The sequence below is a fragment of the Agrobacterium sp. MCAB5 genome (genome assembly GCF_052114365.1).
GTDB classification, from domain to species: domain Bacteria; phylum Pseudomonadota; class Alphaproteobacteria; order Rhizobiales; family Rhizobiaceae; genus Agrobacterium; species Agrobacterium tumefaciens.
In genome coordinates this window covers 67,562-79,098 of record NZ_JBFREP010000003.1, presented here as the reverse complement: position 1 = coordinate 79,098, position 11,537 = coordinate 67,562, and the positions used below count along the sequence as shown (strand labels likewise).

The window sequence follows — 11,537 nt, the reverse complement described above, 5'->3', positions numbered from 1 at the left end:
GTCCCGGTTGCAGATCCTCGGGACAAGCCCGAGGATGACGGCGCGCAAATAGCTGATCGTGAGTTAAGGGTATCAACCGGCCCCAGAGACCGCTCTCAAAGCACCCGGTAACGCCGGTTGAAATACATCAGTGCTTCGTCGCCCTCATTGATCTTCATATCGACGACATCGCAGATCAGGATATCGTGCGTGCCGCCATCATGTGCCTCGCGAATGCGGCAATCGAAGGAGACCAGTGCGTCTTCCAGAACTGGAGCGCCGGTTTCGAGCACGCCCCAGCTTCCGGCAGCGAAACGTTCTTCCGCCGGTGTCTTGCCGCCGAACAGGGTGCTTAGTACCTCGTGCCTCGAAGCAAGCGTGTTGACGCAGATGACGCCATTGCCCTTCACCACATTATAAGCGGAAGAGCCGCGGTTGAGGCAGACGAGAAGCGTGGGCGGATTGTCGGAAACGCTGCAAACGGCCGTCGCTGCAAATCCCGCACGGCCTGCCGCACCGTCCGTGGTGACGATGTTGACTGCCGCACCGAGCCGCGCCATGGCGTTTCTATAATCGAGGCTGCGTTCCTGTGCAGTCTTCGTCTCCATTTCCGCTTCCTTTTCAAGAGACATCATCCGCATCTAAACCATCCTTCCTTAACAGGCCCTCAAGCCAGAACACAGGCGTCTTCGAACGCAAGTCGCGGCAGGCGGCCGAACAGCTTCGACGGATCGCCGTAACCAAGATTGATGAGGAAATTGGATTTCCACGTCGTACCCGCAAAAAATGCGGCATCCACCTTGCCCTTGTCGAAACCGGACATGGCTCCGGTATCAAGCCCGAGCGCGCGGGCGGCAAGAATGAGATAACCGGCTTGCAGCGTGGCATTGCGGAATGCCGTTTCCTCGGCTATCGCCGCACTGGAGGTGAACCAGGAACGCGCATCGGCATGGGGAAACAGCATCGGCAGCTTCTCGTAAAATTCGCTGTCGATGGCAGCGATGACCGTGACGGGTGCTGCCATGGTCTTTTCCAGATTGCCCGAAGAAAGCGCCGGCCTCAATTTTTCCTTGGCTTCCAGGCTGCGCACGAACACGAAACGCGCCGGCGAGCAATTGGCCGAGGTCGGCCCCATCTTCGTCAGGTCATAAAGCGCTGTCAGCGTCTCATCCCCGATTGGCTTGTCCGTCCAGCCATTGTGGGTGCGTGCCTCGGTGAAAAGTGTTGCCAATGCAGCGTCGTCCAATGCTCTCGTCATTTTACTCTCAAATCCCGTCAGAATGTTTGTGTTGCCGGTAGCAGAAACTGCAAAAGCCGCGCGTTGAAAAGGTCAGAATCGGTGATATTGACCGCATGCGCTCCGAAATCGAGAAGGCAAAGCTCGCTTTGCGGCAAACCCTCCACAAGACGCAGCGACCGGGTATAGGGCACCAGAAGATCGTCCCTGGTTGCCACTACCAGAACCGGATTGCCGATCTCGCCGAGGTGCGCGTCGATATCAAAGGCCCGGAGCGCCGCGATGCGCCGAAGCACATTCGCCCTGCCCTGAAAATGCGCGACGCCATGCGCATCGTCACGTGCCAGCCGCTCCTGATGCTCTGACATCCAGGCCGCCGGATAAAGAAACAGCGGCTGGGCTTTCACGAAAGCCTCGACACCGGATTTTTCCAGAAGCTCGATCCGCACATCGAAGCAGCGCCCGGAATGCGGATCGGCCTTGCTCCAGGCATTGATAAGAACAAGCCTTTCGATGAGGCCGGGCTTGCGAAGCGCGATATCGAGTCCGATCAGACCGCCAAGCGCATGGCCCATGAAGTGAAATTTTTCGAGGTTCAGCGCCGAGACGATCTCAAGCACATCATCGGCCATCGCCGATATGCCGCCATCTGCCGGCACCTCGCCGCCGGTCCGGCCAGTTCCGCGATGGTCATAGGTAACGATCCGGAAATGGCTGGAAAGGGCCTCGATCTGCGGCGCCCAATAGGCGCCCGATCCACCCAGCCCCGATGACAGCAGGATAGTGGGCGCCTCAGGCTCGGCCCGGCCATGAACCTCGAAATGCATCATTTTGCCGTTTCGCCTTACTTGCCGATATGTGCGACGGTGGCGATTTCCACCAGTGCATCAGGCTTTACGAGGCCGCACTGGATGCAATAACGCGCGGGCTTGTCGCCGGGGAAATATTCGGCATAGACTGTGTTTACGGCCTGATAATTCGCCCAGTCGGTGATGAAGATGTGGTTCATCGTCACGTCCTCCATCGTGCCGCCGGCGGTCTCAATAACGGATTTGATGGTTTCCAGAACATGGCGTGTCTGGGCGCTGGCATCGCCCACATGCACGACATTATTGTCCTTGTCGAATGGCAGCGTACCGGAAACGTAAACCACGCCATCGGCAAGGGTTCCCGGCGAAAAAGGGGCGATGGGTTTGCTTGTACCGGCAGGCACGACGATCTTCTTCGGCATTTCATTCTCCTCTTTGTGTTTGGGGATCAATCCCTGACGGGTGCGGCCTGCGAGATGACGCCGCAGAAATCATTGACGGTCGCCACCCAGCCGAAAAATTTCTCGACATTGTAGACCGTCGCCTGCTGGATATAGTCCGGGCCCAAATGATGCGTCGCATCCTCCAGCATCACCCCGAAATATTCGAGATGGAAAGCGTCGCGCAGCGAGCTTTCGACGCAGACATTGGTGGCGATGCCGACGAACACCAGATTGCGGATGCCGCGGGCACGCAGAACGCTGTCCATATTGGTGTTAAAGAAGCCGCTATAACGCGTCTTCGGCACCAAGATATCGCCGGGCTGCGGCTGCAACTCATCAACGATGGCATAGTCCCATGTGCCCTTGGCCAACAGCTGGCCCTGCAATTCAGGCCTTTTGCGCATTGTTTTCAGCGCGTTGGACTTGTGCCAGTTGGGCGAACCCGGCCCACCGGCCTCGACATAATCCTTGTCCCAGCCATTCTGAAAATAAATGACCTGAACACCTGCCGCCCGCGCTGCATCCAGCGTCTTCTTGATGTTGGCGATGGTGCCCTTGGCGCCGGAAATATCGAACCCGGCAAGATCGACATAACCGCCCTCGGTCGAATAGGCGTTCTGCATGTCGACCACGACAACGGCGGTCTCGCTGGGCTTGAGGGTAATCGGCTCCGGCCTTGCGGGAAGTGTGACACTTTCCGAACGGCTTTCCGGCCCCTTGTAACCCGCCACGACGGCTTCACTCATTCCGCTGCCTCCAGTTCGGCCAGCACATGCTGGCGGCTCTTCATCAGCGGTTGTACATATTTGCCGAATTTTTCGACGCCTTCGAGAAAATCGTCAAAGGTCAGCATCACGCCGCCCGTTCCCGGCACTTCGCTCATTTCATCCAGCATCGCCGCTACTTCCTCATAGGAGCCAATCAGCGTTCCCATGTTGATATTGACCGCCGAGACGGGATTGGACATGTGCCGGACATTGGTGTCGGAGCCGGACTTGGTGTCGACAGAACTCTGCAGGCCGAGCCACTTGATCGCGTCTTCATCCGCGCCCGCCTTGTAATGCTCCCACTTCGCCCAGGCATCCTCGGATTTTTCTTCCGCGAGGATCATGGTCAGCACGACGGATTTAACCTCGCGACCCGACTTTTCCGTTGCCGCCAGAAGTCGCTCATTGGTGGGTGCAAAAGCCTTTGGCGTATTGACGCCGACGCCGAAGCAGAAGCTGTAATCGGCGAATTTGGCAGAGAACGCCATGCCGGAATTGGAGGAACCGGCGCAGATGAGCTTCACATCCCCCTGCGGCACCGGCTTCATGCGGCAATCATCCATCTGAAAGAACTTGCCCTTGAAGTCCGACTGCCCTTCCGTCAGCAACTCTTTCAGCACGGAGGTATATTCGCCGAGATATTCATAGCGATCACCGAAATAATCGTCGCCCGGCCAAAGGCCCATCTGGCTGTATTCAGGACGCTGCCAGCCGGTAATAAGGTTGATGCCGAAACGCCCGCCGGAAATGGAATCGATCGTCGTCGCCATGCGCGCAACGATGGCCGGCGGCATGACAAGCGTGGCGGCGGTGCCGAACAGCTTGATCTTGGAGGTCACGGCGGCGAGGCCCGCCATCAGGGTGAAGGATTCCAGATTATAGTCCCAGAACTCGGTCTTGCCGCCAAAGCCGCGCAGCTTGATCATCGACAGTGCGAAATCGAAGCCGTACTTTTCCGCCTTCAGCGTGATTTCCTTGTTCAGGTCGAAGCTTGGCTTGTATTGCGGCGCGTTCTCGGAAAGGAGCCACCCATTATTCCCGATCGGTATAAAAACACCAACTTCCATCTTGCTGTTCCCTTTTTTGGCATCAGGCGTTTTCCTGATTTGAAGAAAGAGTAGCAGGTTCCGTGCCAGACGAAAAAAAATAATTTTATCAATTGGATAATTTTTTGGAGGCGAATTTCTTTTTACCAAAAGATAAAATTTTTATCATTTGGTAAATTAACATGCCTGTTTATTCGGCAAATATCGAACGCAATGTGCGGGAAATGAGTAGCTCTCACAATGGTTCTGAAGCGTTGCACGACAGCCGAAAACCACTCCTCCGTCACGCCGGACTTGATCCTGTATCCAGCCGCGGCCCGTCCGCGCCGCCAATAGAGCCCCGCGCGATCAAGCACTTGATCGCACTAGACCCCGGACCAAGCCCGGGGTGACGGCGTGGGGCGCTAAGACGAGGTCAGCACGAATGTGCAACGAGGCATTTCAAGCGCTGTGAAGACAACCAGCGACAAGCTATGCCAAAACCTCAACCGAGGCGTTGCTGCGCGTAGGCATGCACGGCCCTGAAGGCGGCTTCGGCGCCGGCGACGACCCGCTCCTCTTCTTCGATGGTCAGTGAAATTTCATCGAGCGCGGCCGTAAAGGTACGCCAATGCAGGCCGCGCCCTTCCGGAGCGCCGGCCAGATGGCGCGCGCCGAATTCTTCGGTGAGGCCAAGCTTGGCTGCGTCTTTCAGGAGGAAAGCCGCGCCGAGGTTCGAGCCTTCGACCACATAAAGCCAGCCCATGGCCTCAGGTAGATCGAACGGCGTTTCGCTGGTAAAGCGCGGCTCGTTTGTTTCAGGAATGGCGTGTCCCAGATCGGCAAGGTCCTGCTCTATCATGGAGAGACGGCGACGACCCTTAAGATCAGGCAGCAGGCCATCAAGCGTTTCATTGGAGAAAAACGCATCGAGGTCGCGATGGAAAAGATATTGCGTTTCCACGAATTTGCCGAAGTTCTCCCGGCTCTCGAACGGCTTCGCTGCCATGATGAAGGTATCGAGACCACCATGCGCGCCACGCGTGGCAGCCCTCAGGCGCTTCACGCGGCTCTGCTCGATCTCTTCCACAGGCGCTGATTGCTCCACAATGGTCATGACGCTTCCCTTTATCCCATATTCAGATTGCCTGATAAAAATCTTTACTTAAACAGTCAAATTTATTTTAGCATTTTTCCTGTGCATCGCTAAAAAATGGCATTCGCGTAAACCGGTGTAAACACTCCATGCCTCACCGGGCGCAACACAGATCCTGAGGCAGCTATAGAAGCCAATTCCCCCCTTTCCAGCCTCCCGAACAATCATTCTGTAATTACCGCTTTACAACTAACATGTCAGTGTGCCATCAATCTGCAGCCATCTTGGAGGAGCATCTTAATTGACCCAGAAATTCGGCCTTTCGGCAGCACTGACGACCCCTTTCAAAACTGACGGAACCGTCGATACAGACGCCATGATCGCGCATGCCCGCCGTTGCCTTGCAAATGGTTGCGACAGCGTGACACTCTTCGGCACCACCGGCGAGGGATGCTCCGTCGGCAGCCGCGAACGGCAGGTCATTCTCTCCCGCTTCATTGAGGCGGGCATTGCGCCTTCCCGTCTGGTCACCGGCGTTCTCGTGGATTCCATCGAGGATGCGGCCGACCAATCCGCCGAGGCCCTAAACGCAGGTGCCCGCAATATTCTTCTGGCCCCACCATCCTATTTCAAGAATGTCAGCGATGACGGCCTGTTTGCCTGGTTCTCGGCGGTTTTCCAAAAGATCGGCAAGGGCGCGCGCGACATTCTCGTCTATAACATCCCTTCCGTGACCATGGTAACACTGTCGGTCGAACTGGTGGGGCGGCTGAGACAAGCGTTTCCGGGCATCGTCACCGGCGTGAAGGACTCCTCAGGCAACTGGAGCCACACAGAGCGCCTGCTGAAAGAACACGGCGATCTCGCCATTCTGATCGGCGATGAGCGTGATCTGGCCAAGGGCGTTCGCCTGGGCGGTCAGGGAGCCATCTCCGGCGTTGCCAATTTCCTGACGCAGGAAGTCCGCGCCATGGCCGTTGACGGCAAGGACGATGCGCGCATCGTTGATCTTGTTGTGGAACTTCTGAAATTTCCGGTTACGCCCGCCGTCAAGGTGCTGGTATCACACACGACAGGGGAAAATATCTGGTCTGACGTGCGCGCGCCGCTCGTTGCCATTTCACCGGAGGGCCGGCGGCAGATCGAAGGCGCATTCGACGCGCTGTTTCGCAAACAGGCCGCCTGAACAGACCTTGAAAGGTTGAGCATGGACGATACCGGCGAACAGACATTGCGGGAACGGGCGTATGAAAGCTTTACGCATCACCTTCTCTCGCGCGACGTTCGCCCTGGGCAATTCATCTCGCAACGCCGCCTCGTGGAATTGACGGGTCTGCCGCTGGGCGCGATCCGGGAAGCAATTCCACGGCTGGAGGCGGAAGGTCTGATCAAGACCGTGCCGCAGCGGGGATTGCAGGTCGCCCATATCGACATCAACCTCATCCGCGAGGCGTTCCAGTTCCGGATCTTTCTCGAGAAGGAGGCCGTGGCGCTCTTTACGCGTTCGGCCTCGGACGAGACCATCGCCAAGCTGTTGAAACAGCACCGCGATATCGTCGAGGCGACGGAAAACGGTGGGGAATCGCCGGAGCTGGACCAGCACGCGCAGCAGGTGGACTGGGGCATGCACGACGCCTTCATCGATAGTCTCGGCAATTCGATCATCTCGAACGCCTACAGGGTCAATTCCATCAAGATGCGCCTCATCAATCAGGAGCGCTTTCGCATCGCAGGCCATGTCAAATCGGTGATGAAAGAACACCTCGCCATTCTCGAAGCCATTGAGAAGCGATCTGTCGAAGACGCCGTGGAGCGGCTGACCGCCCATATCCGCAACGCAAGGGACAGGGCGCTGGCAGTATAGGGCAATTCCGGTAGGGCAGAAGAAAGGTCCCGGCCGGAATTGCATGAAAATAAGCAACAAGCCGGAGGTGAGGAGAATTTCCGGCTAACTGGAGGAGAACTGACATGAGGCATTCATTGCTCAACCCCACGCGTCGCGCCTTTCTGGCAGGCACGGCAGCGATCGGTGGCAGCGCGGTGCTCGGCATCCGCCCCGCATCGGCGGCGGTGAACTGGAAAAAACACGCCGGCACCACGCTTGAAGTCAACCTGGTCAAAAGCCCGCGCAGCGAAACGCTGATCAAATATCTGGGCGAATTCGAGGAACTGACCGGCATCAAGGTCAATGCCGAAGCAACGCCTGAACAGCAGCAGCGCCAGAAGGTGGTAATCGAGCTTTCCTCCGGCAAGCCGAGCTTCGACGTCGTTCATCTGAGCTACCACGTGCAGAAGAGACAGTTCGAAAAAGGCAAGTGGCTGGCCGATATCAGCGGCTTCCTGAAGGACCCGTCGCTGACCGATCCGTCCCTCGTCGAAAAGGATTTCGCCGAAGCCGGCATGCTGTTTGCCAAGGATAGCGACGGCGTGCTGCGCTCGCTGCCCTTCTCGGTGGATTACTGGATCGTCTACTGGAACAAGGAACTCTTCGAAGCCAAGGGCCTGAAATACCCTGAGACCTTCGAGGAACTGGTGACGGCAGCGGAAAAGATCACCGATCCCGCAACCAACACCTACGGTTTCGTCGCCCGCGGCCTGAAGAACGCCAACACCCCGGTCTGGACTTCGTTGATGCTGGGTTACGGCGCAAAGCCGATCGGCGCGGACGGAAAGGTCGACACCGAATCCAAGGAAGCGGTCGAGGCCGCGAAACTCTATCAACGCTTGATGACCAAAGCCGCCCCTCCCGGCGTTTCCGGCTTCAACTGGGCCGAAGCGCAGTCTGCCTTCCTTCAGGGCAAGATCGGCATGTGGTTCGATGGCGTCGGTTTTGCACCGCCGATCGAAAACCCGGAAAAATCCCGCGTTGTCGGCAAGGTCGGTTACGGTGTCATGCCGAAGGGCCCGGCAGTACAGGCGGCCGGCACCTTCGGCGATGGCCTTGGTGTCGTCGAAGCCAGCAGCAAGAAGGAAGCGGCCTACCTCTTCTGCCAATGGGCGATCTCGCACGACATGGGCGCGCGCCTGTTGCAGGCGGGTGCAGGCGTTCCGTTCCGCCAGTCCATCCTCGAAGACCAGAAGGTGCGTGAGGGCGTGAAGATGCCGGCCGCCTGGCTGGATGCGGTCGTCGGTTCCGGCAAGGTCTCGCAGCTTGCCCTACCGGTCATCATTCCGGTCACGGAATTCCGCGACATCTACGGCGTCGGCCTCACCAACATGATCGGCGGCGCGGACCCGGCAGCTGAGCTGAAAAAAGCGACGGAACAGTTCGCACCCGTTCTGGCGCGTAGCGAGGGATAATGGCCTCCGTGAGCATCGAAAACACCAAAACAGGCGTCAGCCGGAAAGAAGGGAGCAGGCCCGCAAGGCTTGCTCCCAACTACTGGCCTTTCGTCATACCGGCACTTGTCGTCATCTCGGCGGTTATCGTTTTTCCGTGGGTCTTCACCCTGTGGATGAGCGTCCATCGCTGGACGCTCGGACAGGAGCAGAGCTTTATCGGTTTCGATAACTATATAAGGCTCGCAAGCGACGTGAGGTTCTGGGAATCGCTCTGGCACACCCTCATCTATACCGTGCTGTCGGTCGTCGCTCCGCTGTTTCTGGGAACATTGGCGGCGCTGGTTTTCGATGCGCAGTTTCCGCTGCGCGGTCTTCTGCGCGGCGTGTTCGTGATGCCGATGATGGCGACCCCGGTCGCCATCGCGCTCGTCTGGACCATGATGTTCCACCCGCAGCTCGGCGTTCTGAACTATCTCTTGTCCTTCATCCATATCGGACCGCTGGAATGGATCTACAACCAGTCCACCGTCATCCCCTCGCTGGTGCTGGTGGAAACCTGGCAATGGACGCCGCTCGTCATGCTGATCGTGCTCGGCGGACTGGCTGCAGTACCCCGCGAACCCTATGAGAGCGCCGAAATCGACGGTGCCAACGCCTGGCAGAAGTTTCGTTACCTGACCATGCCGATGATCGCGCCGTTCCTGATGATCGCCGTCATCATCCGTTCCATCGATGCCGTCAAAAGCTTCGACATCATCTACGCGATGACGCAGGGCGGCCCTGGCACGGCCTCGGAAACCATCAACATCTACCTCTACAACACGGCGTTTTCCTACTACGACATCGGTTACGGCTCGGCCATGGCCGTCGTCTTCTTCATCATCATCGTGGCGCTGTCCTTTGTGCTTTTGATGGTGCGCCAGCGTGCGCAATGGAACGAGATGGAGGATCGCTGATGGCTCGCCAATTGCTCAAACGTAAAAACCTCGACCGCATCGGCCTGTTTTTCGTGGCGCTGGTGATGATTTCGCCTGTTATCCTGTTCTTCATCTGGATGATCTCGCTGTCGCTGAAATATGAAATCGACAACGGCGCCTATCCGCCGATCCTCATCCCCGAGCGTTTCGCATGGTCGAACTATGTGAAGGTGTTCGAGGAGAATAATTTCTTCCTCTATTTCTGGAATTCGGTGCTCGTCACCGGTGCGGCCACCATTCTGGCGCTGGTGATCGGCGTGCCTGCCGGTTACGGCATCGCCCGGCTGAAGGCGGAAAAGTCGGCTGTCGTCATCATGATCGCCCGCATGACGCCCGGCCTCTCCTTCCTCATTCCGCTGTTCCTGCTGTTCCAATGGCTGAACCTGCTCGGCACACTCTGGCCGCAGATCATCATCCATCTCGTGGTGACGGTTCCGATCGTGGTCTGGATCATGATCGGTTATTTCGAAACCACACCGAAGGAACTGGAAGAAGCGGCAAGCATCGATGGCGCATCCTCCTGGCAGGTGTTCCGGCTGGTGGCGCTGCCGATTGCCAAGCCCGGCATCGTCGTCTCCTTCATTCTGGCGGTCATCTTCTCGTGGAACAACTTCGTCTTCGGCATCGTGCTGGCCAGCCGTGAAACGCGCACCCTGCCGGTGGCGGTCTACAACATGCTGTCCTTCGAACAGGTGAGCTGGGGACCGCTTGCCGCAGCCGCGCTGATCGTGACGCTGCCGGTGCTGCTGCTCACCATGTTCGCGCAGAAACAGATCGTGGCGGGCCTGACCGCCGGCGCCGTCAAGGGCGGCTGAATCAACCAATTAAAAATACGGGAACCAAAAACATGGCACCGGTCAATATTCTAAACGTCCAGAAGCGCTTCGGCGCGGTCAATATCATCCACGGCATCGATATCGATATCAAGGATGGCGAATTCGTCGTGCTGGTCGGCCCTTCCGGCTGCGGCAAATCCACCCTGCTGCGCATGATTGCGGGGCTTGAGGAGGTCAGCGACGGCGAAATCCACATCGGCGCGCGTGAGGTGAGCAACCTGCCTGCCCGCGACCGCGATATCGCCATGGTCTTCCAGAACTACGCCCTTTATCCGCACATGACGGTGAAGGATAATATGGGCTTCGCGCTGAAGCTGAAGAAGGTGAGCGCCGACGAAACCAAGGCCAAGGTCGACAAGGCTGCCGCCATTCTGGGGCTGGACAAGCTGCTCGACCGTTATCCGCGCCAGCTTTCCGGCGGCCAGCGCCAGCGTGTAGCCATGGGACGCGCGCTGGTGCGCGATCCGCAGGTCTTCCTGTTTGACGAACCGCTGTCAAACCTCGACGCCAAGCTGCGCGTGCAGATGCGCGGCGAGATCAAGGCCATGCACCAGCGCATCGGCACCACCACCATCTACGTCACGCACGACCAGGTGGAAGCCATGACCATGGCCGACAAGATCGTGGTGCTGCATGACGGCGTGATCGAGCAGATCGGCGCGCCGCTCGAGCTTTACGACCGCCCGGCCAACCTCTTCGTTGCCGGTTTCATCGGTTCGCCTGCGATGAATTTCATTCGTGGACGCGTCGAAGAAGGCGTGTTCCGCACCGTGAAGGGCTTAAGCCTTCCCCTGCCAGCCAACAGCGACATTGCCGCACTGGGCGGCCGCGACCTCGTCTACGGCGTGCGCCCGGAACATATCCGTGCAGCAAGCGGCGGTATCGAAGGCCGGGTCGAACTGGTCGAAGGCACCGGTTCGGAAATCTATGCTAAGCTGAACTGCAAGGGCGACGAGATTGCCTGCCTGTTCCGTGAGCGGCTGGACGTGCGGTTCGGCGATACGATCCATATCGCCATCGACCCGGAAATGGTTCACCTTTTCGACAAGGCAACCGGCAAGCGCATCTAAGGCGCATGCCGAGTAA

The 11,537-nt window shown here is 58.1% G+C and carries 13 protein-coding genes; 6 read left to right on the top strand and 7 right to left on the bottom strand.

Annotated elements, in window-relative coordinates:
• Window positions 1-95: 95 nt before the first annotated feature.
• From rutF to AB4Z23_RS08065, 7 genes are all read right to left on the bottom strand, one after another.
• A complete protein-coding gene (rutF, locus tag AB4Z23_RS08095; RefSeq protein WP_421477116.1) occupies window positions 96-620 on the bottom strand; it encodes an NADH-dependent FMN reductase RutF in 525 nt (174 codons plus the stop codon).
• Window positions 621-646: 26 nt separating this feature from the next.
• Window positions 647-1,237: a malonic semialdehyde reductase gene (locus AB4Z23_RS08090; RefSeq protein ID WP_421477114.1), complete on the bottom strand. Its 591-nt coding sequence runs from the start codon at window positions 1,235-1,237 to the stop codon at window positions 647-649.
• A gap of 17 nt (window positions 1,238-1,254) precedes the next feature.
• Window positions 1,255-2,046, bottom strand: coding sequence for a pyrimidine utilization protein D (rutD, locus tag AB4Z23_RS08085; protein ID WP_421477112.1), 792 nt, complete (start codon window positions 2,044-2,046; stop codon window positions 1,255-1,257).
• Window positions 2,047-2,060: 14 nt separating this feature from the next.
• Window positions 2,061-2,447 carry a pyrimidine utilization protein C gene (rutC, locus tag AB4Z23_RS08080; protein WP_003492069.1) on the bottom strand — a complete coding sequence of 129 codons (387 nt, stop codon included), beginning with the start codon at window positions 2,445-2,447 and terminating at the stop codon, window positions 2,061-2,063.
• Between the two features lie 26 nt (window positions 2,448-2,473).
• A complete protein-coding gene (rutB, locus tag AB4Z23_RS08075; RefSeq protein ID WP_003514094.1) occupies window positions 2,474-3,214 on the bottom strand; it encodes a pyrimidine utilization protein B in 741 nt (246 codons plus the stop codon).
• Entirely contained in the window at window positions 3,211-4,302 is a 1,092-nt protein-coding gene (gene rutA / locus AB4Z23_RS08070; RefSeq protein ID WP_003504013.1) for a pyrimidine utilization protein A, read from the bottom strand. Before rutA ends, rutB begins: the two co-directional genes overlap by 4 nt.
• Window positions 4,303-4,765: 463 nt before the next feature.
• Window positions 4,766-5,377 (bottom strand): biliverdin-producing heme oxygenase, encoded by a 612-nt coding sequence (locus tag AB4Z23_RS08065; RefSeq protein WP_421477110.1) that lies wholly within the window; start codon window positions 5,375-5,377, stop codon window positions 4,766-4,768.
• A 280-nt stretch (window positions 5,378-5,657) separates the two neighbouring features.
• Here AB4Z23_RS08065 and AB4Z23_RS08060 point away from each other — a divergent pair, with 280 nt between their 5' ends.
• From AB4Z23_RS08060 to AB4Z23_RS08035, 6 genes are all read left to right on the top strand, one after another.
• A complete protein-coding gene (locus AB4Z23_RS08060; RefSeq protein WP_113076423.1) occupies window positions 5,658-6,542 on the top strand; it encodes a dihydrodipicolinate synthase family protein in 885 nt (294 codons plus the stop codon).
• Window positions 6,543-6,563: 21 nt separating this feature from the next.
• Entirely contained in the window at window positions 6,564-7,220 is a 657-nt protein-coding gene (locus AB4Z23_RS08055) for a GntR family transcriptional regulator (RefSeq protein WP_003504009.1), read from the top strand.
• Between the two features lie 104 nt (window positions 7,221-7,324).
• On the top strand, window positions 7,325-8,656 hold the full coding sequence (locus AB4Z23_RS08050; protein WP_421477108.1) for an ABC transporter substrate-binding protein: 1,332 nt from the start codon (window positions 7,325-7,327) through the stop codon (window positions 8,654-8,656).
• Window positions 8,656-9,594, top strand: coding sequence for a carbohydrate ABC transporter permease (locus tag AB4Z23_RS08045; RefSeq protein WP_421477106.1), 939 nt, complete (start codon window positions 8,656-8,658; stop codon window positions 9,592-9,594). The genes AB4Z23_RS08050 and AB4Z23_RS08045 overlap by 1 nt, the downstream gene beginning before the upstream one ends.
• A complete protein-coding gene (locus AB4Z23_RS08040; protein WP_003504003.1) occupies window positions 9,594-10,430 on the top strand; it encodes a carbohydrate ABC transporter permease in 837 nt (278 codons plus the stop codon). The genes AB4Z23_RS08045 and AB4Z23_RS08040 overlap by 1 nt, the downstream gene beginning before the upstream one ends.
• A 32-nt stretch (window positions 10,431-10,462) precedes the next feature.
• Window positions 10,463-11,521: an ABC transporter ATP-binding protein gene (locus AB4Z23_RS08035; protein WP_013636780.1), complete on the top strand. Its 1,059-nt coding sequence runs from the start codon at window positions 10,463-10,465 to the stop codon at window positions 11,519-11,521.
• Window positions 11,522-11,537: the final 16 nt, after the last annotated feature.